Consider the following 23888-nt stretch of genomic DNA (forward strand, 5'->3'; position numbering starts at 1 on the left):
ACTCCTGCCGAACGGTTCAAAACGCAGTTCGGCAGGATATGGAGACCTGAAAATGGAAGCAGATTTCGTCATCGTCGGCGCAGGATCAGCGGGTTGCGCAATGGCGTATCGCCTGAGCGAGGCCGGGGCCTCGGTACTGGTGATCGAACATGGCGGGACCGATGCGGGTCCGTTCATTCAGATGCCAGCGGCATTGAGCTATCCGATGAACATGCCGATGTATGATTGGGGTTACAAGTCCGAGCCTGAGCCGCACCTGAATAACCGGGAACTGGCTTGCCCGCGCGGCAAGGTTATTGGTGGATCGTCATCGATCAACGGCATGGTTTACGTACGTGGCCACGCGCGTGATTTTGACACCTGGGCCGAGATGGGTGCCGATGGCTGGTCCTATGCGGATGTGCTGCCCTATTACAAACGCATGGAGACCTGGCATGACGGTGGGCATGGTGGTGATCCGACATGGCGCGGCACCGATGGCCCGCTGCATGTCTCGCGCGGACCGCGCGAGAACCCGCTGTTTCAGGCTTTCGTCGATGCAGGTCAGCAGGCGGGATACGAAGTTACCGGCGACTATAACGGTGAAAAGCAGGAAGGCTTCGGCCCGATGGAGCAAACCGTCTGGAAAGGACGGCGTTGGTCGGCGGCGAATGCCTATCTGAAACCTGCGCTCAAGCGCGACAACTGCGATATCGTGCGCGGACTGGCCACAAAGGTGGTCATGGAAAATGGCCGCGCAATTGGAGTGGAATTGATCCGAGGTGGCAAGACTGAGGTCATCCGCGCCCGGCGCGAGGTGGTTCTTGCCGCGTCCTCCATCAACTCTCCCAAGCTGCTGATGCTGTCAGGCATCGGTCCGGCAGCGCATCTGGCCGAGCATGGAATCGACATCGTGGCGGATCGCCCGGGGGTCGGTGCGAACCTTCAGGACCATCTGGAGCTTTACATCCAGCAGGCATCCCTACAGCCTATCACGCTGTACAAACACTGGAACCTGATCAGCAAAGGTCTGATCGGGGCGCAGTGGCTGTTCACAAAAACCGGTCTGGGTGCATCCAACCAATTCGAAAGTGCGGCTTTCATTCGGTCCAAACCGGGCGTGGAATACCCAGATATTCAATATCACTTCCTGCCAATTGCCGTTCGCTATGATGGCCAGGCGGCGGCCGAAGGTCATGGGTTCCAGGCGCATGTCGGACCGATGCGCTCGCCGTCGCGCGGGGCGGTGACGCTGCGGTCAGCCAATGTCGAAGACAGGCCAGTGATCCGATTCAACTACATGAGCCATGAAGAGGATTGGGCAGATTTTCGCACCTGTATTCGCCTGACGCGTGAGATTTTCGGACAGGATGCGTTCAAACCTTATTCCGGTAAAGAAATACAACCGGGTGCAGATGTGCAATCTGACGAAGCGCTTAATGCCTTTATCGCCGAACATGCTGAAAGTGCTTATCACCCCTGTGGAACCTGCCGTATGGGCCGGGCGGATGACAAAAATGCTGTGGTCGATCCGCAGGGACGCGTGATTGGTGTGGATGGCTTGCGTGTTGCCGACAGCTCGATCTTTCCGCAGATAACCAACGGCAATCTGAACGCGCCGTCGATCATGGTGGGTGAGAAGATGTCCGACCATCTGTTGGGCAAGGAAGCCTTGCCTTCCGCCAATGACCGCCCTTGGATTCACCCGCAATGGGCTGTTGCCCAACGGTGAAAGACGGCATGATTTGATCCGCGTCAAAGCTTGACGGGGTCGGGGCGAATAGACTTGAATCGTAACGACATATTTTCAGGAGCGAACAGGAATGTCCCACACCCCGCACGAACTGGCCGAAGAGTTTCCGGACAAGGTTGAGCTGATGAGCCAGCTTAAGCAAACGGACGCTCATTTTTCGCGGCTGGCGGACGAGTATCATGAGATCAACCGCGCGGTTCATCGTGCCGAAACCAATGTCGAACCGATGGATGATATTGCTGAGACAGATCTGCGTAAAAGACGTGCGGTTCTGAAAGACGAGATCTGGGCGATCTTGTCTAAGTCCTGAGAAATGGCGGGGGCTCTGCCCCCGTCGCGGCAAGCCGCGCCTCCCCCAGGATATTTTTTGGCCAGGTGAAGATCAGGTGACTTCATAGGGCAAGGTGCCGCGGGTATGGGCGTCGATCGTCAGGCGTCTTTCCAATGGCGGGACCGATCGCTGATGACAATTCGGCCGCTCGCAGATGCGGCAGGATATGCCAATTGGTTCGTAAGCGCTGGCGTTGTTGAAATCCAGATTATCGGCATAAACCAACGCCTCGGCGTGGCGCACCTCGCACCCCAAGGCAATGGCATAGCGACGGACTGGTGCGCCGTATGAGCCGCCCGACTTCGACACGTCCCGAGCCAAAGATATGTACTGAACACCATCGGGTGTTTCTGCCAGCTGCCGCAGGAAGTGGCCGGGCGTTTCGAAAGCGCGGTGGACGTTCCATAGGGGGCAGGCGCCGCCGAACCGGGCAAATTGCAGGCGCGTGGCCGAGTGTCTTTTGGTGATCGTTCCGGCCTGATCGACGCGAACGAAAAAAAACGGAATACCTTTTGCGCCAGGGCGTTGCAGGGTCGACAACCTGTGCGCCACCTGTTCGATTGATGCGCCAAACCGGTTGCTAAGCAGTTCAAGGTCGTGACGGTATTCCTGTGCTGTAGCCAGAAATTTGGCATAAGGCATCAACGATGCGCCGGCGAAATAATTTGCCAGCCCGATCTTGGCAATGGCGCGGGCTTCATCACTGTGAAATTTGGCAAAATCTAACGTTGCTTCAAGAAGTTTGTCCTGGCTGATCAGTGCAACCTGCAACAACAACTGAAACACCTGAGTTTGTGGTGCGGTTCTGGACGAAAGCTGCAGTGTTTTGTTTTCTGGGTCGTACTTTCGGGTTTCATCGATATCCGGGAATTGGACCCGGATGCCGCGCTCCGCGAGGCTGTCCAAGGCTGCAGCGCGTATGCCACCGGCATCCTCGGCGCGCCCGGCAAATCGTTCAGCTGCGCGGTCCATCGCGTCGATATAGTTGTCGCAATAGTGGAAGAAGTCCCGCACTTCCTCCCATGGGCTAGCCTGGATTTGCGCGTCTTCGCGCCCCAATGCTTCGTCAAGGGAGGCCAGGCGTTCATGCGTCTGACGATAGGTGCGGTGCAGGGCAATGAAGGCCCGTGCCAGAGCGGGTGCGTTTGAAGCCGTGAGGCGGAGATCGGCGAGCGGCGGAACAGCGTCGTCAAAGACCGGATCTGCCAATGCCTCGCGCATGTCCGAGACTAGGCGTTCACTGTCGCCGGTGCTCAACTCAGTGACATCCATTCCGAATTCCTGCGCCAGCGCCAGAACAACCGTGGTCGATATTGGGCGGTTGTTGTTCTCCATCTGGTTCAGATAGGGCAGGGAAACACCCAGTTTGGCGGCAAATTCTTTTTGGGTCAGTGACAGGCGCGTGCGCATTTCGCGTAGCTTTGCACCTGCATAGAGTTTCTGAGTCGCCATGTTGGGCCTTTGCAACTTTCCTAATTCGGCAAGCTAACTTTGCAAACCGTCATAGGCAAGCCATTCAAAGGCCCAGTTGTCGTTCGCGTCGAATGACGGACAATATTGCGCATACTGCCAGGACCGAGGTTGCCAGCATCAACCAAAGCAGGGGCATTGCTCCAGTTTCATGGGTTAGCAAGGCTCCTGCAAGCGCGCTGAGGCCTGCACCGCCGCCCAACATGATGGCGCCACTCAGCCCGGATGCCGTCGCGGCCAGATGCGGTCGCACCGAAAGCGCGCCTGAGGTTGCGTTGGGAATCGTCATGCCATTTCCAATGCCAACAAAGGTCATGAATCCGAAAAAGCTGAGCGCTGTTCCGAAACCGGCCAGAAACAAGATGGCGGACATTGCAACGCCTGCTGCGTTCAGCCAGCAGCCCCAAAGTACCATTCGATTGACGCCGAAGTGAACGGAATAGCGACCGCTGAAGAAGTTACCAAAAAAGTACCCAACGGCTGGGGCGCCAAAGTAAATGCCGACCTCGGCGGCGCTGAGGCCGAATAGTTCGGTGCCGATAAAGGGAGCGCCGCCCAGATAGGCAAAGAAGGCGCCAGACGACAGTGCTGATGACAGCGAATAGCCCCAAAATCGCGGGGAACCCAACAGTTCGGGGTATTCCCGGAATTGTTGAACCAGTGTTTTGCCGCTCTTGGCTGAGGTTTCGCCAAAATCTGAGTAAGTTAATATCAGTGTCATGACGCCAAGAGCAAAGGGCAGCCAGAAGTTGGCTTTCCAGCCAAAGCTCTCCTCTAGCAGACCTCCGATCGCGGGTCCGATCATGGGAACGATGGCCATGCCCATCGTGACGTAACCGATCATCGACGCGGCCTGGTCCTGATCATATAAGTCCCGAACTGCCGCACGGCTAAGAACCATCCCGACCACGATGATGGCCTGGCACATCCGGAAGACAAGAAAGACATGAATGTTGGGTGCGTAGATGCACCCCAGCGTAGCCACCAGAAAAAGAGCCAACCCCCAAAGTAGAACGGGGCGGCGCCCCGCCTTGTCGGCAATTGGTCCAATCAGGATTTGAAGCACCGCATTGACCAGCAGGTACAGGGCAATCGACAGTTGCATGACCTTGTAGTCGGCCTGAAAGTGCAGTGCCATATTGGGCAGGCTCGGCAAAAACAGATTGAGGCTGAGCGCGGACAATCCGGACAGCAAAACCAGCGTGGTAATTTTAGGAGGCGAGCGATGCGCCGACGAAGAACTAAACTGCATAGTTCACGTGTATAGTCACCACGGATAAGAATGCCATCCATCACGCGTTTTGCGAGTGAAAATTAGCAAGTTTACAATTTTCACCAAGATGATTGGATAAGATTTGCAAATTTGCCGAAAGATACTTTGGTCTCGCGGCATCTGCGTATAGTGTCCGGCCAGATTTTACAGGGGATCATAGTTATGAAAGACATCCTTTCCGAACTTGAAGACCGTCGCGACAACGCGCGGCTGGGTGGTGGACAAAAGCGCATCGACGCACAGCACTCGCGCGGCAAACTCACTGCGCGCGAACGGGTCGAACTGTTGCTGGATGAAGGCAGCTTTGAAGAATTTGACATGTTTGTCAGCCATCGGTGCACCGATTTCGGGATGGAGAAGCAAAGGCCAGCGGGTGACGGTGTCGTTACTGGCTGGGGTACGATCAATGGTCGCATGGTTTATGTGTTCAGCCAGGACTTTACAGTCTTTGGCGGCTCGCTTTCGGAAACCCATGCTCAGAAGATCTGCAAGATCATGGATATGGCCGTTCAGAACGGTGCACCGGTGATTGGCATTAACGACTCGGGCGGGGCGCGAATTCAGGAAGGCGTGGCGTCGCTGGCTGGTTATGCCGAGGTGTTCCAGCGCAACATCATGGCGTCAGGCGTGGTTCCGCAGATCAGCGTGATCATGGGGCCCTGTGCTGGTGGCGCAGTCTACAGCCCGGCGATGACCGACTTTATCTTCATGGTCAAAGACACCTCGTACATGTTTGTGACCGGCCCCGACGTGGTCAAGACGGTCACAAACGAAGTCGTTACCGCCGAGGAACTGGGTGGGGCGTCGACCCATACCAAGAAATCCTCGGTTGCTGACGGGGCGTTTGAGAACGACGTCGAAGCATTGGCCGAGGTGCGCCGTTTGGTTGATTTCCTGCCGCTCAACAACCGCGAAAAGCCGCCAGTGCGCCCGTTCTTTGACGAACCCGACCGTCTGGAATCCTCGCTGGATACGTTGATCCCCGACAACCCTAATACGCCGTACGACATGAAGGAACTCATCACCAAAGTGGCGGATGAGGGTGATTTCTACGAAATTCAGGAGGATTTTGCCAAAAACATCATCACCGGGTTCATCCGGCTAGAAGGACAGACTGTGGGCGTTGTAGCCAATCAGCCGATGATTCTGGCGGGTTGTTTGGACATCGACAGCTCGCGCAAGGCCGCGCGGTTTGTGCGGTTTTGCGATTGCTTCGAAATTCCGATCCTGACGGTGGTGGATGTGCCTGGCTTCCTGCCGGGGACGTCGCAGGAATATGGCGGAGTGATCAAGCACGGTGCCAAGCTGTTGTTTGCCTACGGTGAAGCCACGGTGCCAAAAGTTACCGTCATCACCCGTAAGGCTTATGGTGGTGCCTATGATGTTATGGCGTCCAAGCACCTGCGCGGTGACTTCAACTATGCCTGGCCTACAGCCGAAATCGCGGTGATGGGCGCAAAGGGCGCGACCGAGATCATTCACCGTGCCGATCTGGGCGATGCCGAGAAAATTGTACAGCACACGCAGGACTACGAGGACAGGTTTGCGAACCCGTTTGTTGCGGCCGAGCGTGGCTTTATCGATGAGGTGATCATGCCTCAATCGACCCGCCGTCGCGTTTCGCGGGCCTTTGCCAGCTTGCGGAACAAGCAGCTGACGAACCCGTGGAAAAAGCACGACAACATCCCCCTTTAAGGGAATGTGCCAGGAAATCTGCCCGGCCAAAACGGTTTGGACAGCGTCTCGGACAAACGGTCAGGGCAGATTACTTGGGTGCAAAATTGACTTTGAGGCCACAACTGCTAATGAGTTGCCCGATCAGACATAGAACAGCGCGGGCCGAGAGCCAGGCGCGCGCGATCCCGGAGAGAGGAGCTCGCCTGTGGCGGGTCCGGGATCGCGCCTTAGCTGTTGTACTGTCGGTTTTTGCGGTCCCCGTTCTGGCTGATTCCGAAAACCTGTTGCCGGTTCCGTCCGGACAGCCAGTGCATCTGAGCGACGTTCTGTTGGACAATAACCCTGGTGAGCTTTGGGTGCGGTTTCGCTTTATTGCGCCCAAGATCGGTTCGGACATTGGCCGGATCGGGTACGATATCGCCTCGGTCGATATGGAGCATCTGTGCCAGACGCTGGCGGTTACTTATGTGGCCAAATACGAACTGGACGCTGCACGGGTGGTCATTTCCCTGTCTGACCGGCCCATCAAATTCGGCCGTACATCCCCTGATGCCACGCAGTTCTTTGAAGCCTACCGGCTGGAACAGTCCCGGTGTATCTGGGAGGGGCTTTGACCATGAATCGCGCTATTCATCCCGTCAGGGCATTTCTGAACAGCTACGCGGCTTTGGAGGTGCGCACCATGACATCATCCTGTGACGGATGTGAATATCTGATCCCCATGACCCCTTGTGCAACTGAGGTGGAACCATGCTGAAACATCGCGGATTTCCCGGGCGCCTGCCGGGTACTGACTTTCAGTTCATTATTCGTCGGGCCAATCCCAAAGGCGTGACGCCCCTGACCCGCCGCGAGCGGTTTCGAGATCGTAAACCCGCGGACAAGCGCGCGGATGCGGCCTTTATGGAAGCCCTGTGGGCACATTTTGGCGAGCAACCGTTTGAGAGGGGCAATTTGGATGCTGGCCGTCTTTGCTGGCTGTTCGAACGCGAAGTCATTCCGGCCGAAGATCCGTTTGATCCGGCTAGTTACGACGCGCTTTTGGTCATTGATCCGAATGCGGGCCGGATTTCCTTCCCCGAAATTTTTGACGGGGTGCGCTGATCGTGCAATCCGCTGTCGCACATAGCACATTGGGGCATTCCCGACCCAAAACCCTGCCCGTATCGGGGCAGGGTTGGTGTGTGTGGTCAGAAGTTCAGCTGCGCCGCCAACTGAATGCGGTTGCTGTCAAAGGTGCGTCCGGTCGGTGCATCGTTTCGCTCACCATAGAAGTATTCGGCGCTAAGGGTCAGATTGTCGGTCGCTTGGTAAAAGGCGTTCACGTGGATCGTTTCAACTTCGGTAAAGGACAGGGTCCCGGTCGAGGTCGGCAGGTCGTAATTCTCTTGCCCATAAGCGATGCCGACGTTCCATTTGGGGCTCAGTTCCTGGCGGAATTCCACGGTAAATCCATCCACGTCGTTGGCCTGTCCGTTGACGATGGCGTCACCGGCAGCGATCAGGTAGGGGCCCAAAGCCTCGCCGTCGACATAGTTGACCTGAAACAGACCGCCTTGCCAGGGCCGGATGCCTGCCGAGAGGGTATAGCCGGTCTGATCCACTTCGACCGCGCTGGATTGCGCCTTACCATACAAAGCCGAGGCGCGGGCCAGGTAGGTACCGTTGTTGTATTCGATAGAGCCGGTCAGGACGGGGTCATTCGAATCCGAGCCGCCAACGTTTTCCTCGATCGCCACCGCAAAGGTTGTGTCAGAGCCCAGCGTGTTCGTATAGCGCACTTGAGGGACGCGAGCGAAAGGAATGCCAACGGGGCCGTTGAATTCAACGGTCGTGGGATAGGTGTCCAACGGCTGGAAGTTGGTCCAGAATTGACCGATCAACCAGTTATCACCAATACGGATATTGGCGTGGCGCAGGCGCAGTTCAGCAGGCCCATCCGTCCCGCCGGAAAACAGGTCCAGTTCCAGCTGGCCCGCAATATCGCCGATGGCAGACGGCGTATTGGTCCGAAGCCCGATGCGCGATTGGCGCACCGTGGCCCCAAAGGTGCCGCTGGTGGCGTTTGCTGGCTCGCCAATTCGGGTCGCATCGGCAAGATCGCCCAGTTCAAAGTCGGTGTCGTAGAAGAAATCAGCCTTAACGTACCCATAAACATCAAGAGTGGTGTTTCCGATTCGAAGATCGCCAGTGCCAGCGCCGGGATTTGCGGCCTCGAGGGCTTCGACGCGAGCACGCAGGGCATCAAGTTCCGTTTGCGTCTGGGCGTCTTGGGCGAAAGCAGCCGCGCCGGACATGCCAAGCGCGGACACGGCAAGCAGCAACGCCGTTTTTCTCTTTGCAATCATGTGGATATTTCCTTGTGTGCGAGTGTGCACGGGTACCGTTCCACGCAAGAGAACTTGAGGGAAATCACGAGAACGGGATGGGAAGCGCCTAGTTTCTCAAGGAAACGTGTAAAACTTTCGGACCGTTTTCACCCTAAGGTGAACAGATCAGTTAACCATTTGCGTTTGAAAAGACAAATTTTGGCGCCCTTTTTCGCAACCCGTGATGTTGCAGGCGCAGAAACAGACCAATTGCTGAGGAAAAGTAACAGAAACGTGACGGCATTGGTCTCGCGTTTCACCCCCAAAACTGCATCTGATCTCGGCGCGAATCTGCGCGCGCGTTCGCCCAATGGGCGATTTCCAGCCGGAATCCTGACCGGAAACAATACTTTGTTTACGCATTTGATTGTGCCAAGCAACCTGACCAAGCCGTGCGGCTCTACTTTGCCTGCGTCGCACAAGCACCTACTATTCCGTACCCCTTCCTTCCGCGGGCAGGCTTGTGATGTTCACAAAGTCCTGCCCGCGTTTTTCTTTGCGCAATATCCAAGCGTAAAGCGGCACAAATCTGCGCAAAACTCTGTTCAGGACGGCCTGTTATTGAATAACAAGGTCGAAATCGGACATCTGCCCCGGAACGCATCAAGAATTCCAAAGGGGCAGATATCATGCGAATCTCGAAACTCGTTCTTGCAATGGCGACCTGCGCAGGCCTTGCCGCCTGTGGTGACACGACGGGCGAACAGGCGCTGCTTGGCGGCGGCGCAGGCGCCGTCGGGGCGGCTGTTGTCAGCGCCGACCCGCTGTTCGGCGCGGTTGTCGGCGCGGCGGGCAACGTCCTGTACTGCAAGACACAAAACAACTGTAGGTAATACCGGGTTTTTCGGGGCGCGCGTCGCCCCGACCGTAATCGCGCATCACGCCGCCGTGGGGAACGTTCCCTGCGGCGGCGTTTTGCGTTCTCAGAACATCAAGACAAAGGACGTTCCATGTTTAACAAGATCCTGATCGCCAACCGGGGCGAGATCGCCTGCCGGGTCATCAAGACAGCCCGCAAGATGGGTATCGGCACCGTTGCCATCTATTCGGATGCAGACAAGAACGCCTTGCATGTGTCGATGGCGGATGAATCGGTGCATATCGGCCCGCCGCCTGCGAACCAGTCCTATATCGTGATCGACAAGGTCATGGATGCCATTCGCCAGAGTGGGGCCCAGGCGGTGCATCCTGGTTATGGCTTCCTGTCGGAAAACTCGAAATTCGCCGAGGCGCTTGAGGCTGAAGGCGTTGCATTTGTTGGTCCACCGGTTCGGGCAATCGAAAGCATGGGCGACAAGATCACCTCGAAGAAGATCGCGCAAGAAGCCGGTGTTTCCACCGTTCCCGGTTACATGGGGCTGATCGAAGACGCAGAAGAGGCCGTCAAGATTTCCAACGAAGTCGGCTATCCGGTCATGATCAAGGCCAGTGCCGGCGGCGGCGGCAAGGGCATGCGGATCGCGTGGAATGACGAAGAAGCGCGCGAGGGGTTCCAGTCGTCCAAGAACGAGGCGGCAAACTCGTTCGGTGATGACCGTATCTTTATTGAAAAATTCGTGACCCAGCCGCGTCACATCGAGATTCAGGTTCTATGCGACAGCCACGGTAACGGCATCTATCTGGGCGAGCGTGAATGCTCGATCCAGCGTCGGAACCAGAAAGTGGTCGAAGAAGCACCGTCACCTTTCCTGGACGAAGCGACCCGTAAGGCGATGGGCGAACAGGCCGTGGCACTGGCCAAGGCTGTGGACTACGCCAGCGCCGGCACGGTTGAGTTCATCGTCGATGGCGAAAAGAACTTCTACTTTCTGGAAATGAATACGCGTCTGCAGGTGGAACACCCGGTCACCGAACTGATCACCGGTGTCGATCTGGTTGAGCAGATGATCCGTGTCGCAGCAGGTGAAAAGCTGTCGATCACACAGGACGACGTGACCCTGACCGGCTGGGCCATCGAAAACCGCCTGTATGCCGAGGACCCCTATCGCGGCTTCCTGCCGTCGATTGGTCGTCTGACCCGCTATCGTCCGCCGCAAGAGATTGCCTCTGGCCCGCTGTTGGTGAACGGTAAATGGCAAGGTGAAGCGCCCGAAGGTGAAGCCGCTGTGCGCAACGATACCGGCGTCTATGAAGGCGGCGAGATCAGCATGTACTATGACCCGATGATCGCCAAACTGTGCACCTGGGCCCCGACCCGCGAAGCGGCGATTGAAGCGATGCGCGTTGCGCTCGACAGCTTTGAGGTTGAAGGCATCGGCCACAACCTGCCTTTCTTGTCGGCTGTGATGGACCACCCGAAATTCGTCAGGGGCAACATGACCACGGCCTTTATTGCTGAGGAATATCCCGAAGGGTTCGAAGGCGTCGAATTACCCGAGGCAGACCTGCGCCGGATCGCCGCGTCCTGTGCCGCCATGCACCGCGTCGCGGAAATCCGCCGGGCCCGCGTGTCGGGTCGGATGGATAACCACGAACGCAAAGTTGGTGACCGTTGGGTCGTTTCCGTTCAGGGCAACGAATTCGCGGTTCAGGTGGGCGCCGACAAGGAAGGTGCGACGGTTCGCTTCGAAGATGGAGCGACTTTGCGTGTGGCCTCGGACTGGACGCCGGGCGATCAACTGGCAGTTTTGGACGTCGATGGCAGCCCGCTGGTTTTGAAGGTCGGAAAAATCTCGGGCGGATTCCGTATTCGCAACCGGGGTGCAGACCTCAAGGTCCATGTCCGGACGACACGTCAGGCCGAGCTGGCGCGTATGATGCCCGAAAAGCTGCCGCCGGATACTTCGAAAATGCTGCTCTGCCCGATGCCCGGCCTGATCGTGAAGATCGATGTCGAAGTGGGCCAGGAAGTGCAGGAAGGTCAGGCGCTGTGCACTGTTGAGGCGATGAAGATGGAAAACATCCTACGCGCCGAAAAGAAGGGTGTCGTGTCCAAAGTCAACGCAGGCCCCGGCGACAACCTCGCCGTGGACGACGTGATCATCGAGTTCGAGTGATCATGATCGCGCTTTCCCCATATCTCCATGGTTTCCCGGCGGCTCGCGCCGGCAGCTTTGGGCGTGGCGAAAGCGCTCAGCCGCCCTCGCGTCGTTCGCGGATTTCGCGTTCGCGCAGGGGTGTTTTGTCGATGGAACGACCGATTTCACGTGTGCTCCACGGCGAAGGTTTGCGCAGTTTGACCACGCCGTCCTTGTCGACGAACACCATCTGGAAACCGCGCGGGCGCAATTGTGACCGGATCGGAGATCGGGCGGACGGATCGGTATCGGTCAGCACGACCACATCCCGGTCGCGCATGGCTTCTTCGCCTTCCAGAAGCATGTCGATTTGCTGCCGGAAACGCGGGTCGGCTGGGGTATCGGCAAAGACAACGATGGGCCGACTGACCCATAGGTATTCGCTCAGCTCGCTGTCACCAGCGGGGCGGACAAAGTCGTCATCGGCGGGCGCAGACCCATCTGCCGCCATCGCGACCAGCGGGAATAGTGCCGAGAAAACAAGGGCAAGCGTTCGTGTCATAGGGCCTCCTGTTCGTTTGAATATAGCCTCTGCGCCGGTGAATGCGACCGGCGAAATGCACGCAGGCTTCAAAATATCGCGTTTACACCTGCCGCGACGCGCGGCACCGAACGTTAAAACGCGCAGGCAATGCCTGTTCGCGACCCGAATTGAGAAAAGGAATACGCAATGACCGATACGAAAGACTGGCAGGCGCTGGCCGAGAAAGAGCTGCGCGGACGCCCGTTGGACGACCTGACCAAAGAGACTTTGGAAGGTATCGATGTCAAACCTCTTTACACGCAGGAAGACACCGCTGAACTGCCGCATATGGGGTCGTTGCCGGGGTTCGGGCCGTTCACGCGTGGTGTGAAGGCGACGATGTATGCGGGCCGCCCGTGGACGATCCGCCAATACGCTGGTTTCTCGACGGCCGAAGAATCGAATGCGTTCTACCGCCGCAATCTGGCGGCCGGTCAGCAGGGTGTGTCGGTCGCTTTCGATCTGGCGACGCACCGCGGCTATGACAGTGACCATCCGCGCGTTGTCGGTGACGTGGGCAAGGCCGGTGTGGCTATCGACAGCGTCGAGGACATGAAGATCCTGTTCGATGGCATTCCGTTGGACAAGGTTTCGGTTTCGATGACCATGAACGGGGCGGTGATCCCGATTTTGGCAAGCTTTATCGTTGCGGGCGAAGAGCAGGGGCATGACAAATCCGTCCTGTCCGGCACTATTCAGAATGACATTCTGAAAGAGTTCATGGTGCGGAACACCTACATCTACCCGCCCGAGCCTTCGATGAAGATCATCTCAGACATCATTGAGTTCACGTCGAACGAGATGCCCAAGTTCAATTCGATCTCGATCTCAGGCTACCACATGCAAGAGGCTGGGGCGAACCTTGTGCAGGAGCTGGCCTATACGCTGGCTGACGGGCGCGAGTATGTACGCGCCGCGACGCAGGCTGGGATGGACGTGGATAAGTTTGCAGGGCGTCTGTCGTTCTTCTTTGCTATCGGCATGAATTTCTTCATGGAAATCGCCAAGCTGCGCGCCGCGCGTACGCTGTGGCACCGGGTGATGACCGATTTTGGCGCGAAATCCGAACGCTCCAAAATGCTGCGGACTCATTGCCAGACTTCGGGCGTGTCGCTGCAGGAACAGGACCCGTATAATAACGTGATCCGTACCGCCTATGAAGCGATGAGCGCGGTTCTGGGCGGCACCCAGTCGCTGCACACCAATGCTCTGGACGAGGCGATTGCGCTGCCCACTGACTTCTCGGCCCGAATTGCGCGGAACACGCAGCTGGTGCTGCAGGAGGAAACCGGGGTGACTGATGTCGTCGATCCGCTGGCTGGTTCGTATTACATTGAAAGCCTGACCAACGAGTTGATCGAAAAAGCCTGGGCCTTGATGGAAGAGGTTGAGGAAATGGGCGGCATGACCAAGGCCGTTGCCAGCGGTATGCCCAAGCTGCGAATCGAGGAAAGCGCCGCCCGCCGTCAGGCCATGATTGACCGGGGTGATGAGGTCATCGTCGGTGTCAATAAGTACCGCAAGGAACAAGAAGACCCGATCGACATTCTGGATGTCGACAACGTCGCCGTGCGCGAAGCTCAGGTCGCGCGGTTGGATCGTATCCGGGCCACCCGTGACGAGGCCGCCTGCCAAGCGGCGCTGGACGCGCTGACAAAGACCGCCAGTGAAGGTGGAAATCTGCTGGCCGCCGCCGTCGAAGCCGCCCGCGCCCGTGCATCCGTAGGAGAGATCAGCATGGCAATGGAAAAAGAATTTGGCCGCCACCGCGCCGAAGTGAAAACGTTGGCCGGTGTCTATGGCGCAGCCTACGAAGGCGACGAAGGATTTGCCGCGATCCAGAAGTCCATCGAGGAATTCGCTGAGGCTGAAGGCCGCCGCCCGCGCCTGCTGGTGGTCAAGATGGGGCAAGATGGGCATGACCGCGGTGCCAAAGTGATCGCAACCGCCTTTGCGGATATCGGGTTTGACGTGGATGTAGGCCCGCTGTTCCAAACCCCGGCAGAGGCTGCGCAGGACGCCGTGGACAACGACGTGCACGTCATCGGTATTTCGTCGCAGGCAGCAGGGCATAAAACATTGGCACCGCAGTTGGTAGAAGAGCTAAAGAAAGCCGGTGCCGAGGATATTCTTGTTATCTGCGGTGGGGTGATCCCGCAGCAGGATTATCAATTCCTCTATGATCACGGCGTCAAAGCGATCTTTGGCCCGGGCACCAACATCCCCGAAGCCGCTCAGGACATCCTGCGCCTGATCGGTGAAGCGAAAGGCTGAGGCTTTCAAAGATTTTCGCCGAAAAATCTTGTGATCCACCGCCTTTAAGGAAAACATGCGACCAGATCCGATAGGGTCTGGTCGTTTTTCATAGGAGGCGCTGCGTGTTACTGGATCATCTGGCGGTTGCGGGCGAAACGCTCGAAGAAGCGTCTGCCCATATCGAACAGGCCTTGGGTGTGCCGCTGCAGGCCGGCGGCAAGCATGAAAGGTTTGGCACATATAACCGCTTGCTGGGGTTGCGAGATGGCCTGTACCTTGAGGCCATCGCGATTGACCCTCAGGCACCGAACCCACAAAGAACCAGATGGTTCGATCTGGACCGGTTCAAGGGCGCGCCGCGCCTTACCAACTGGATTTGCCGGGTGCCTGACATTTCAGCCTCGTTGACCGTTTTCCCCGACGGCGTTGGGCATCCGATTGATCTGGCCCGCGGCGCGTTGAGCTGGCAAATGGCGGTTCCGCCAAACGGGCGTCTGCCCTTCGATAATCTGTTCCCGGCGCTTATTCAGTGGCACGGAGATTTGCATCCGGCAAATATGTTGCAGGATAGCGGATGTCGCTTGCGTCGGTTGGTGGTGTTTCACCCGGACGCGCTGGACCTTGCCAGGCTGCTAGGCGAAATGGGCGCTGTGGTTTTCGACACAGGCCCGGCCGCATTGCGGGCAGAGTTCGAAACACCGCATGGGAAACGCGTTTTGGAATGAAAATCAGACAAGCCAAAGCAGCGGATGCCAAAGAGATAGCTGCGATCACCAATGCAATCATCCGCGACACGCTGGTAACATTCACAACTGACGAACGCAGCGCGGACAGCATTGCACGTGACATCGAAGCGCGTGGTCCGGCCTATCTTGTGGCAGAACAGGACGGCCAGATTCTTGGGTTTGCAACCTATTGTCCGTTTCGATCCGGTCCGGGATACGCGCAGTGTCGCGAACTGACCATCCAACTGGCCACTGATGCGCGTGAACAAGGTACGGGGAGCGTTTTGATACGGGCGCTTGAGGCTGTCGCCCGGGCAGAGGGAACTCATGCACTGGTGGCGGGGGTTTCTTCGGCAAATCCGGGGGCAGTTTCTTTTCACGCGGCCGTGGGCTTTGTCGAGGTCGGACGCATGCCCGAGGTTGGGTTCAAATGGGGGAAACGTCTGGACCTTGTGCTGATGCAGAAAATTCTTGCCACAGACGGTTTGGTTGCACCTGACAGTCCCGCTTTGGGACGCTAGGGTGCGCTCATGTCGATCTGGATCCGTATATCCGATGCGCTGAGCGCGCTTGCCCAGGGTGAAAGCCTTACCGCAGTCTTTGAAAAGCTGCGCTCGCCACCTGAACGGTCGGTAGCCTTCACCATCGCAGTGATCGCATTGGGTGCAAAAATGGCGAAGGCTGACGGGCAAGTGACGCGAGATGAAGTCACGGCGTTTCGCGACGTGTTCCAGATCGCCCGCGATGATGAGGAAGGCGCGGCGCGCGTGTTCAACATGGCCCGCACGGATGTTGCGGGCTATCAGGACTATGCCCGCAAGATCGCGCGCATGTTTTCTGAGGACAGCACCACGCTGTGCGATTTGATGGAGGGGTTGTTCCACATCGCCATGGCGGACGGGTTCTATCACCCCAACGAAAACGAGTTTCTGGAAGAGGTCAGCCATATTTTCGGCCAGACCGATGCGCAGTTCATGGCATTACGTGCCCGTTTTGTGCCTGATGCGCCCAATGATCCTTACACGGTTTTAGGGGTGCCACGGGACATGCCGTTACCCGATATTCGCAAGGTTTGGCGGCAACTTGTGCGCGAAACACATCCCGATGCGATGTTGGCGCGCGGAGTTCCCGAAGAGGCCGTACGTCTGGCTGAAAAGAAGATGATCGACATCAACCGCGCCTGGGACGAAATCAACGGCGCACAGGCTTGAGATATGCGCCTGGCGACCTATAACGTTGAATGGTTCGCCAATCTGTTTGACCGCCATGACGAACTGATTGCTGATGACAGTTGGTCGGGTCGCCATGATGTCACCAAAGCGCAGCAGATTGAGGCTATCGCCAAAGTTTTGACGGCGATCGATGCGGACGCAGTGCTGGTTGTCGAAGCACCAAACACAGGGAAATATCAGAACACGGTCCGCGCGCTACAAAACTTTGCCGAGGCTTTCGATTTGCGCACCAGCGAAGCCGTGATGGGATTTGCCAACGATACGCACCAAGAACTGGCCTTGTTGTATGACCCGCGCGTTCTGACGGTGCGACCTGATCCAAAAGACGGAGGGCAACAGGCGCCGCGGTTCGATCAGGTGTTTAACATCGACCTGGATATTGACGCATCCGAGGATCAGGTGCAGTTTTCCAAGCCGCCTATGGAACTGGCCGTCGAAACCAAGGCAGGTGAACGGTTCCGCCTTATCGGCGCGCATCTGAAGTCCAAGGCGCCTCATGGGGCTGAGACCCGCGATGCGGCGATTCGCATCTCGATCGCCAATCGTCGGAAACAGCTGGCTCAGGCGATCTGGCTGGGCAGGCGGATCAAGGCCCATCTGGCGGCTGATGAACAGGTGATCTTAATGGGCGATCTGAACGATGGTCCGGGGCTGGACGAATTCGAAAACTTGTTTGGTCGCTCATCGGTTGAAATCCTGCTGCAATCGGGGGTGTTTGACCCCAACGCGGATACGGCCTTCGGGTCAGAACCGGGTGAACGCCCGTCGACCGCGCGTTTTTATCGGCCCCGAGATCGCGGGTATCTTGAGGCGTTGCTGGACTATATTATGATCAGCGATGGGTTAAAGGATCGTCGTCCGGACTGGCGCATATGGCATCCGTTTCGCGATCCGGCTTGCCGTGATGCGCAAGATCTACATGAAGCGTTGCTAACCGCGTCTGACCATTTCCCTGTCACTCTGGATATCGAGCTGTGACCTTCCAACCGACTTTTAGTTGCCCTATGTTTTGGATATGAGACGTTTCATTCCAATCTGCGCGCTGACCGTCACTATTGCCCTTCCGGCCTCTGCCGAGGATGAGGGGAACAAATCCCTGATGGAGCAAGGGGCAGAGCTGTTCTTTGAAGGCCTGCGCCAGGAGATGGAGCCTGCATTGGATGAACTGCTGGGACTCGCTGAACAGTTTGGCCCTGCAATGCAGTCATTTATTGCGGAAATGGGGCCCGCCTTGGCCGAGCTGGCAGATGAGATTGAGGATTGGAGCGCCTATGAAGCACCCGAGATCCTGCCTAACGGCGATATAATTATCCGCAAAAAGCCGCCGCAGGACCCAGAGATACAGCCAGAGATCCCTGAAGGCCCGCCCGAGGGCGAAACCGAGATTTGATATCTAGCCCCGGATGATGACGCGGGTTTCGGATTTCAAAGCGTTGCCGAGTGACGTTAGCCGTGCCTCGGCCACTTCGTTGAACAGGGGGCGTGCTGCAGTTGGCAAGAACAGGTCCAGTTGTTGCTTCTTGGGGTAAAATTTCAAAGTCGCCATCGGCGCATCGTTCTGCATCCACAGCATTGCACCAAACCGCATGGCTTTTCCCAAAATCTCGGCCTGTTTCTGGTCTTTCTCGTCTAGGAGCTCGTACAGTGCGGTGAACCGGTTGCCCTCGCGTTTGTTGCGATACCGATGTTGCAAGGCCAGCCCGATAAAGACTCGTTCCGAGTGCTTCAAACCGCCCAGATTGGCTCGTGTGACGTAGTCGAAACAGACCTCGGCGCGATAGTCAGGATGTGCGCGCCAGCTGACGTCGTGCAACAGACAGGCCGCCTTTATCAGGCGGATGCGCGCAGGCGGGGCTGATTTGAACAGCGGCATCACGAAATCGAGCAGATGTTTTCCGAAACCGGGCAGGCGGGCGTCCTTGGCTTCGGAAAAACGGCTCGCCTCGATCAACGGATCGCGGTCCCGCAGGTTTTGTGGCATCTGCTCGTAAAGCAGACCCTCGCGGATACCATAGCTGGAAATGGCGATATCATTGGGTTTGAACGTGCGGATCAAGCGTGCCAGCACATCCATCGCATAGGGAATCAGCGCCATCCGTGATCCCGACACACCGGCTTTGCTGCGCAGCTTTTCCGGGTCACCTTTTTCGATGAATTTAATGGTCTCGCGCACCTGCTTGGTGGTCATGCGATATTCATGCAGAACGTTCAGGGGATAACCCCGACGCAGCATGTCCAGGCGCGCAAATGCTCGCCAGCTTCCGCCTACAAGGAACAGGCGATCGCGTTGCGGCCCCATCTGGTCGCGCAGATACTCCATCGTGGCTTTGATGTGCGCCTTGCGTGCACGCCGGCCACCTTTGATGTCCCGCAGTTTCAGCGGCCCCAGCGCTGAGGTCAGGCGCCGGCCGACACCGCCGTCTCCTATCTCGGCCAATTCCATTGAGGACCCGCCGATGTCACAGATCAGGCCATATGCGCCGGGCCATCCAAGCAGGACACCCTGCGCGGATAGGCGAGCCTCTTCATCGCCGTTAATGACCGATACGGTCAGGCCGGTTTCGGCTTTGACCTCGGCACAAAACTCGGGGCCATCCTCGGCCTCGCGCACGGCTGCGGTGGCGACGACATGCAGGCCGGGCAGGCCAAGGTCATCGGAGAGTTGGGCAAACCGGCCCAAAGCGGCCAGAGCGCGTTTGCGACCCGTTGGGTTGAGCCGCCCTGTGTCCGAAAGGCCCGCACCGAGCTCGCACATCACTTTTTCGTTGTAGAAATAAGCCGGTGAGCGCGCGGCACCGTCAAAAATCACCATCCGGACTGAGTTTGATCCGACGTCAACCACGCCCACGCGTGACAGAGCTCGGGCTTGGTGGTCATCAAAGAGGGGCTTTCCGAACGGACCCCAGTCAGGGATTTCGGTAACGACAGTCTGATCCATGTCTCTTCCAGATATTCCGCGTGCAGAATGCGAGATGACCCGGCGTGGGTCAATTCCCAGATTGGATATCATCTAAATCTGCGCTCAAAACACGCACCGCCAAGGCGCGGGTAATGTCGCGCTTTTCCGATAACGCAAGCTGGTCCAGTTGCGCCACAACACTGGCGGCAGTTTCAAAGCGCCGGTCCATATGTTTGACCAAATAGGCGATAACCTCAGGGCTGGGGTTCAATTGCCGGTCCACGAACAGCTTGGCCAGAACCGCGCCCAGCAATGCATCATCCGGAGGATCCAGTGCCACGTGATGCGCGCCCTCGATCCGGCTTTGGAGATCGGGCAACGGAAGTTGCCAGAAATTAGGGGCAAGCCGTCCAGTCATAAGAAGGGCGTTACCTTCGGCCAACACAAGATTGTGCAAGTGAAACAGTGTTTTCTGTTGTTCTAAGTCGTCCGCGATCATCGGGACGTCTTCAACCGCGACAGGCGCGCGTGCCAGATCCGGCACGTCTTCGTGACGCACATCCGTGGCCTTAAAAATCCGACCACCGGTTTCCGCCGCCCAGACATGTGCCAGATGGGTTTTACCTGCGCCCGCAGGGCCGCTCAGAACCAGTTTGTTGCCGGGCCAGGACGTGGCCGAGATCATTGCAACCGCAAGTGCATTCGCGGGAGAGACGAAAAAATCCTCACGCCCCAGCGCAGTTTTCGCCGGAAGATCAAAGCTTAGCTGAAGGGCCATCTTACAGGTCTTCCTGATCCGCGCTTTCGAGGCCGGTATACAGGCGGCTGCCCATATAGACCGATGTTGCGTACCGCGCCAGCACTCCCAGCGCTGCGGCAACGGGCACCGCGATCAGCATCCCGACAAAGCCGAACAAGGCACCGAAAACTGACAGAGCCAGCAGCAACCATACTGGGTGCAAACCCACTGAGCTACCTACAAGCTTTGGCGTCAGGAAATTGCCTTCGGTTACCTGACCCAGCGCAAAGATCCCGGCAACCAAACCGATCTGCGCCCAATCCCCCCAGAACTGAAACAGCGCCAGACCGATGGCCAGCGTGCCGCCGATAAGCGCGCCGAGGTAGGGAATGAATGTGACCAGACCCGCGATGAAACCGACGATCAGTCCGAACTGCAGGCCGACCGCCATCAGTGCCACGGCGTAATAGGTGCCAAGGATCAGGCAGACCGTGCCCATGCCGCGCACGAATGAGGCCAGAACGGCGTCAATTTCACCGGCCAGTCGTTTGATCGTCGGGGCGTGATCGCGGGGCAGTAGATCACCGATCCGGGCGATCATGCGGTCCCAGTCCAGCAGCATGTAGACGGCCACAACCGGAACAATGACCAACAGAACTACGACGTTGATCGCCGAACCCAATGAGGCTGCTACGGATTGCAATACATCGCCTGTTTTGGACTTCAGCGTTTCGCCCAAAGAGACAAGGAATTGATGCGAGTTGGATTCGCGGTCCAGAAGAGAGGGGAACTGTTGTTCGATGAAACTGCGCAGCTGCTGGAACAGGCTTGGCATAACCTCGACCAATTCGATCAACTGGGTAATCAGCGCCGGAACGACCATTAGGATCGCCAGAGCAAAGCCCAGAATGCCGACAACTGTGATGATCGCCGTGGCCGCCATGCGCGACAGGCCCAGATTTTCCAAACGATCTGCGAGCGGATCAAGGAAATAGGCGATCGCACCGCCAATCACAAACGGTAGTAAAACGTCGCCAAGCGCCCATAGGCAAAGCACAAAAATGACAGCCGCGACGCCCCAGTATCTGAGTTGATCCTTTACCGGCAAGGCCATGCTCGTCCCCTTGTTCTTGGCTCTTACCGGTGTTCTTGGCGTAAGCGGCCACGTGATGCAAGCGGTTCATGCCATGGAAATTTCCAAGGATTATGAGCTGAGCGTCCCAAGCTCGGGTGTATCGACGGTGGCATTTTCATCGGGCCAGTTGGTGCGCCAGATTTCGGCGGACCAATGTCCGCAATGAACAGACGGTCGATCAAAGCCGGGCAGGGGCGGCAGTAGCGGTTCAACGACCACGTCATGACGCGGAACTGCGAAATAAGGGAAGGAATAGCGTTCTTTGCCAGATTTATTGACCACCCGATGCGGAGTGGATTTAAGCTGTCCGCCGGACCAAAGCTCAAGCATATCGCCGATATTCACGACAAAACCGCCGTGAGGGCAATCCGGGGTGATCCAACCGCCATCGCGGGTCTGCACCTCAAGCCCGCCGACGGGGTTGGGGGCGATGATGGTCAGGGCATCCGTGTCCTTGTGCGGATGAATGCCAAAGCCTTCCTCATCCGGGGCCTGCGGCGGATAGTGCAACAGTGTCATGTTGGTCATGGGGGTTGCAAAAGCCGCTTTCAGGACGTTGGGCTTCAGACCCAGCCCAATTTCAAGCGCGCCCAGCAGCAGTTCGGCCACGTGGTCCAGTTGCGACCAATATTCCAGTATCACATCCTGCGCGCCCGGTACCTCCGCTGGCCAGAGGTTCGGGCCATAAAGGGCACAGACATCGCGAACCGGGTGATCCTCGGAAACCTCGAAATGCAGCTTGTAACCTTCGTATTTGTCCGCTTTGCCCGAGCCATCATTGGGCGTGAAGAAACCCATGGGGATATATCCGCGATAGTTGTTGCGGGTGATGGCCTGATCCCACTTGCTCTGTTCATCGATGTCAAAGATTGCGCGCGTCTTGGCACGGACCTGATCAACGGTGTCAGGTGAAACCCCAGTGCCTGTGATGGAGAGAAAGCCGATGTCGGTGCAGGCGTCCAATATCCGCTGAACGGTTGCGTCATGGCCCGGATGAGCCGTGTCCTTCAGTGGAGAGATGTCGATCGTCGGGATTGATTGCATCAGTGAATCCTCACGCCTTGCCGATCCAGCTCGGTGTGAACAGGGGCGAGGTTCATCTCGTGCAGGTCCTGATTGCTTTTCAGCGACAAGGCTGCGGCAATTCCCGCACCTTGACCCATGACCGCGCAACAAGCCATGTTGCGGGTTGCAGCGTGGGCAACTTTGTCCGCACCATGCGAGCGGCCCGCAACCAATAGGCCTTTGACGCCTTTGGGCAGCATCGAACGGTAAGGGACCTGCATGTAACGTCCCGTTGTGGGCAGGATCAGGATGCCATAGCCGTCGATGAATTCGGGATAGATACCGATCGTGTCCTCGAACCGGCCCTGATGGCGGGCATCAACTTCGGTCATGTTATAGACCGCGTCAATCTTACGTGTGTCACGGATTCCGATGGTCATCCCAAAATTGCGCAGCCGCGCGTTTTCACACCCCGGCATAAAGCGACGAAGCGCCTCGATTGCCAGCATGGATTGGTGGCGGCCTTCAATCTCGCCCTTTGTCAGACTGTCGGGGTCGGTCCCGTCGATTTCGCCCAGATGGATGAGGTTCATATAAGTGAGCTCGCCCGTGTCGTGCATTGCACCCCATGTGCCCGCGATGGTGTTCAGATGCGGCGGGATCAGGCCCTGATCGATGGCCTGCTGGAACGGCTTGTGCACGAAGGGAGAGAACATGTCGTCTTCTTTGCCCGAAGTTTCGATGTTCCACTCGCCGCCGCCGCCCCAATCCTTGTAGGTCTGCGGATCGGCTTTGACACCTTCCATGAACGCGCGCTTGTCGACACCGGCCAGATGGAACATGACCGAGGCTGCCATCATGTCTTCGCGGGCGGTTTTGTGGGTTGGCGCGCCTGCGCGGTGGGCTACATCGGCGTCGCCGGTGGCGTCGATCACCACCTTGGCCAGGATTGCTTCACGCCCAGCTTTGGATTCGGTGATGATGCCTGTGATCCGGTCTCCCTCCATGATCGGAGCGACGAATTGCCGGTGCAGCATCGGATGAACGCCTGCCTCTTCAACCAGCTTGTCGGCCACTAGCTTGAAACCCTCGCTGTCCAACTCATAGCTCAGCGACTGGCTCTCTGGTACGGCCGCACCCATGTCCTTGGCGCGGGTCTCGAACTCCATGCCGATTCCGCCAGCTTCGACCGTCTGTTTATGGCGATACCAGGCGAAGCCCTCAACGCCCACGGCGGTGATGTTGCCACCCATGCAGCCGAAGCGGTCGACCAGCGACACCTCGACCCCGGCCCGGGCCGCGGCCAGCGCGGCGGCCAGCCCTGCCGGTCCTGACCCGACCACAAGAACGTCTGTCTGATGAACAACCGGTATTTGACGCGCGGGTTCCTGAATGGTTTGCATGGGTGCCCCCTGGAGTTGGTATTTCAGTCACAATTGAAAACCCTGACTGGCGGGTCAATCAAAAAACCGACCGGCCCGAGGTCGCAAAATAACCAATGCATG

General features: G+C 57.6%; 22 protein-coding genes. 13 read left to right on the forward strand and 9 right to left on the reverse strand.

From position 1 onward, the window contains the following. Nucleotides 1–52 precede the first annotated feature (52 nt). Both betA and DHN12_RS06290 read left to right on the forward strand, forming a co-directional pair. Nucleotides 53–1711, forward strand: a complete 1659-nt coding sequence (betA, locus tag DHN12_RS06285) for a choline dehydrogenase (protein ID WP_108859392.1) — start codon at nucleotides 53–55, stop codon at nucleotides 1709–1711. 91 nt (nucleotides 1712–1802) lie between these two features. Then, nucleotides 1803–2042: a YdcH family protein gene (locus DHN12_RS06290; RefSeq protein ID WP_108859393.1), complete on the forward strand. Its 240-nt coding sequence runs from the start codon at nucleotides 1803–1805 to the stop codon at nucleotides 2040–2042. Nucleotides 2043–2114: 72 nt separating this feature from the next. Here DHN12_RS06290 and DHN12_RS06295 read toward each other — a convergent pair whose 3' ends face one another. Continuing rightward, entirely contained in the window at nucleotides 2115–3515 is a 1401-nt protein-coding gene (locus DHN12_RS06295; RefSeq protein ID WP_108859394.1) for a short-chain fatty acyl-CoA regulator family protein, read from the reverse strand. A 64-nt stretch (nucleotides 3516–3579) separates the two neighbouring features. Next, a complete protein-coding gene (locus DHN12_RS06300; protein WP_058275653.1) occupies nucleotides 3580–4785 on the reverse strand; it encodes a multidrug effflux MFS transporter in 1206 nt (401 codons plus the stop codon). Between the two features lie 183 nt (nucleotides 4786–4968). Between DHN12_RS06300 and DHN12_RS06305 the strand changes: the two genes are divergently transcribed. From DHN12_RS06305 to DHN12_RS06315, 3 genes are all read left to right on the forward strand, one after another. Further along, complete coding sequence (locus DHN12_RS06305) at nucleotides 4969–6501, forward strand: acyl-CoA carboxylase subunit beta (RefSeq protein WP_108859395.1); 1533 nt, start codon at nucleotides 4969–4971, stop codon at nucleotides 6499–6501. A gap of 110 nt (nucleotides 6502–6611) precedes the next feature. Next, a complete protein-coding gene (locus DHN12_RS06310; protein WP_234416564.1) occupies nucleotides 6612–7097 on the forward strand; it encodes a DUF6497 family protein in 486 nt (161 codons plus the stop codon). A gap of 136 nt (nucleotides 7098–7233) precedes the next feature. Beyond that, on the forward strand, nucleotides 7234–7587 hold the full coding sequence (locus DHN12_RS06315) for a hypothetical protein (RefSeq protein WP_108859396.1): 354 nt from the start codon (nucleotides 7234–7236) through the stop codon (nucleotides 7585–7587). Between the two features lie 86 nt (nucleotides 7588–7673). Here the strand turns inward: DHN12_RS06315 and DHN12_RS06320 are convergent, their stop codons facing one another. Beyond that, the gene (locus DHN12_RS06320; RefSeq protein WP_108859397.1) at nucleotides 7674–8831 is read right to left on the reverse strand and encodes a DcaP family trimeric outer membrane transporter; all 1158 of its coding nucleotides are present in this window, start codon (nucleotides 8829–8831) and stop codon (nucleotides 7674–7676) included. Between the two features lie 650 nt (nucleotides 8832–9481). On the opposite strand from DHN12_RS06320, the gene DHN12_RS06330 reads away from it, so the two are divergent. Together DHN12_RS06330 and DHN12_RS06335 are read left to right on the forward strand one after the other, a co-directional pair. Next, the gene (locus DHN12_RS06330; protein ID WP_058275656.1) at nucleotides 9482–9685 is read left to right on the forward strand and encodes a hypothetical protein; all 204 of its coding nucleotides are present in this window, start codon (nucleotides 9482–9484) and stop codon (nucleotides 9683–9685) included. A 117-nt stretch (nucleotides 9686–9802) separates the two neighbouring features. Further along, entirely contained in the window at nucleotides 9803–11848 is a 2046-nt protein-coding gene (locus DHN12_RS06335) for an acetyl/propionyl/methylcrotonyl-CoA carboxylase subunit alpha (protein ID WP_108859399.1), read from the forward strand. Nucleotides 11849–11924: 76 nt separating this feature from the next. Here the strand turns inward: DHN12_RS06335 and DHN12_RS06340 are convergent, their stop codons facing one another. Continuing rightward, nucleotides 11925–12371: a DUF4174 domain-containing protein gene (locus tag DHN12_RS06340; protein WP_108859400.1), complete on the reverse strand. Its 447-nt coding sequence runs from the start codon at nucleotides 12369–12371 to the stop codon at nucleotides 11925–11927. A gap of 168 nt (nucleotides 12372–12539) precedes the next feature. On the opposite strand from DHN12_RS06340, the gene scpA reads away from it, so the two are divergent. The 6 genes from scpA (at nucleotide 12540) to DHN12_RS06370 (ending at nucleotide 17995) form a co-directional block, all read left to right on the forward strand. Then, nucleotides 12540–14666, forward strand: a complete 2127-nt coding sequence (gene scpA / locus DHN12_RS06345) for a methylmalonyl-CoA mutase (protein WP_108859401.1) — start codon at nucleotides 12540–12542, stop codon at nucleotides 14664–14666. A 104-nt stretch (nucleotides 14667–14770) separates the two neighbouring features. After that, nucleotides 14771–15373 (forward strand): VOC family protein, encoded by a 603-nt coding sequence (locus DHN12_RS06350; protein ID WP_108859402.1) that lies wholly within the window; start codon nucleotides 14771–14773, stop codon nucleotides 15371–15373. After that, nucleotides 15370–15894: a GNAT family N-acetyltransferase gene (locus DHN12_RS06355; RefSeq protein ID WP_108859403.1), complete on the forward strand. Its 525-nt coding sequence runs from the start codon at nucleotides 15370–15372 to the stop codon at nucleotides 15892–15894. Before DHN12_RS06350 ends, DHN12_RS06355 begins: the two co-directional genes overlap by 4 nt. 9 nt (nucleotides 15895–15903) lie before the next feature. Further along, the gene (locus DHN12_RS06360) at nucleotides 15904–16584 is read left to right on the forward strand and encodes a molecular chaperone DjiA (RefSeq protein ID WP_058275662.1); all 681 of its coding nucleotides are present in this window, start codon (nucleotides 15904–15906) and stop codon (nucleotides 16582–16584) included. Nucleotides 16585–16587: 3 nt separating this feature from the next. Beyond that, nucleotides 16588–17583 (forward strand): endonuclease/exonuclease/phosphatase family protein, encoded by a 996-nt coding sequence (locus DHN12_RS06365; protein ID WP_108859404.1) that lies wholly within the window; start codon nucleotides 16588–16590, stop codon nucleotides 17581–17583. 37 nt (nucleotides 17584–17620) lie between these two features. After that, nucleotides 17621–17995 (forward strand): hypothetical protein, encoded by a 375-nt coding sequence (locus DHN12_RS06370; RefSeq protein ID WP_108859405.1) that lies wholly within the window; start codon nucleotides 17621–17623, stop codon nucleotides 17993–17995. 3 nt (nucleotides 17996–17998) lie between these two features. On the opposite strand, the gene DHN12_RS06375 is transcribed toward DHN12_RS06370, so the two are convergent. The 5 genes from DHN12_RS06375 to DHN12_RS06395 form a co-directional block, all read right to left on the reverse strand. Then, nucleotides 17999–19543: a Ppx/GppA family phosphatase gene (locus DHN12_RS06375; RefSeq protein ID WP_108859406.1), complete on the reverse strand. Its 1545-nt coding sequence runs from the start codon at nucleotides 19541–19543 to the stop codon at nucleotides 17999–18001. 49 nt (nucleotides 19544–19592) lie between these two features. After that, nucleotides 19593–20282, reverse strand: coding sequence for a DnaA ATPase domain-containing protein (locus DHN12_RS06380; protein ID WP_108859407.1), 690 nt, complete (start codon nucleotides 20280–20282; stop codon nucleotides 19593–19595). 1 nt (nucleotide 20283) lies between these two features. Beyond that, nucleotides 20284–21357, reverse strand: coding sequence for an AI-2E family transporter (locus DHN12_RS06385; protein ID WP_108859408.1), 1074 nt, complete (start codon nucleotides 21355–21357; stop codon nucleotides 20284–20286). 90 nt (nucleotides 21358–21447) lie between these two features. After that, nucleotides 21448–22422, reverse strand: coding sequence for an isopenicillin N synthase family oxygenase (locus DHN12_RS06390; protein WP_108859409.1), 975 nt, complete (start codon nucleotides 22420–22422; stop codon nucleotides 21448–21450). After that, a complete protein-coding gene (locus DHN12_RS06395) occupies nucleotides 22422–23786 on the reverse strand; it encodes an FAD-dependent oxidoreductase (RefSeq protein ID WP_108859410.1) in 1365 nt (454 codons plus the stop codon). Before DHN12_RS06395 ends, DHN12_RS06390 begins: the two co-directional genes overlap by 1 nt. Nucleotides 23787–23888 lie beyond the last annotated feature (102 nt).

The organism is Ruegeria sp. Alg231-54, assembly GCF_900143525.1.
In the GTDB taxonomy this organism is placed as follows: Bacteria; Pseudomonadota; Alphaproteobacteria; order Rhodobacterales; family Rhodobacteraceae; genus Ruegeria.

Bases quoted from the DNA above. Each gene is read 5' to 3' on its own strand.
- DHN12_RS06310 (WP_234416564.1), top strand. From the start codon at position 6,612: ATGAGTTGCCCGATCAGACATAGAACAGCGCGGGCCGAGAGCCAGGCG.
- DHN12_RS06355 (WP_108859403.1), top strand. From the start codon at position 15,370: ATGAAAATCAGACAAGCCAAAGCAGCGGATGCCAAAGAGATAGCTGCG.
- DHN12_RS06305 (WP_108859395.1), top strand. From the start codon at position 4,969: ATGAAAGACATCCTTTCCGAACTTGAAGACCGTCGCGACAACGCGCGG.
- DHN12_RS06320 (WP_108859397.1), bottom strand. From the start codon at position 8,831: ATGATTGCAAAGAGAAAAACGGCGTTGCTGCTTGCCGTGTCCGCGCTT.
- DHN12_RS06330 (WP_058275656.1), top strand. From the start codon at position 9,482: ATGCGAATCTCGAAACTCGTTCTTGCAATGGCGACCTGCGCAGGCCTT.
- DHN12_RS06380 (WP_108859407.1), bottom strand. From the start codon at position 20,282: ATGGCCCTTCAGCTAAGCTTTGATCTTCCGGCGAAAACTGCGCTGGGG.
- DHN12_RS06390 (WP_108859409.1), bottom strand. From the start codon at position 22,422: ATGCAATCAATCCCGACGATCGACATCTCTCCACTGAAGGACACGGCT.
- DHN12_RS06300 (WP_058275653.1), bottom strand. From the start codon at position 4,785: ATGCAGTTTAGTTCTTCGTCGGCGCATCGCTCGCCTCCTAAAATTACC.
- DHN12_RS06385 (WP_108859408.1), bottom strand. From the start codon at position 21,357: ATGGCCTTGCCGGTAAAGGATCAACTCAGATACTGGGGCGTCGCGGCT.
- scpA (WP_108859401.1), top strand. From the start codon at position 12,540: ATGACCGATACGAAAGACTGGCAGGCGCTGGCCGAGAAAGAGCTGCGC.
- DHN12_RS06360 (WP_058275662.1), top strand. From the start codon at position 15,904: ATGTCGATCTGGATCCGTATATCCGATGCGCTGAGCGCGCTTGCCCAG.
- DHN12_RS06395 (WP_108859410.1), bottom strand. From the start codon at position 23,786: ATGCAAACCATTCAGGAACCCGCGCGTCAAATACCGGTTGTTCATCAG.
- DHN12_RS06335 (WP_108859399.1), top strand. From the start codon at position 9,803: ATGTTTAACAAGATCCTGATCGCCAACCGGGGCGAGATCGCCTGCCGG.
- DHN12_RS06365 (WP_108859404.1), top strand. From the start codon at position 16,588: ATGCGCCTGGCGACCTATAACGTTGAATGGTTCGCCAATCTGTTTGAC.
- betA (WP_108859392.1), top strand. From the start codon at position 53: ATGGAAGCAGATTTCGTCATCGTCGGCGCAGGATCAGCGGGTTGCGCA.
- DHN12_RS06290 (WP_108859393.1), top strand. From the start codon at position 1,803: ATGTCCCACACCCCGCACGAACTGGCCGAAGAGTTTCCGGACAAGGTT.
- DHN12_RS06295 (WP_108859394.1), bottom strand. From the start codon at position 3,515: ATGGCGACTCAGAAACTCTATGCAGGTGCAAAGCTACGCGAAATGCGC.
- DHN12_RS06370 (WP_108859405.1), top strand. From the start codon at position 17,621: ATGAGACGTTTCATTCCAATCTGCGCGCTGACCGTCACTATTGCCCTT.
- DHN12_RS06315 (WP_108859396.1), top strand. From the start codon at position 7,234: ATGCTGAAACATCGCGGATTTCCCGGGCGCCTGCCGGGTACTGACTTT.
- DHN12_RS06340 (WP_108859400.1), bottom strand. From the start codon at position 12,371: ATGACACGAACGCTTGCCCTTGTTTTCTCGGCACTATTCCCGCTGGTC.
- DHN12_RS06375 (WP_108859406.1), bottom strand. From the start codon at position 19,543: ATGGATCAGACTGTCGTTACCGAAATCCCTGACTGGGGTCCGTTCGGA.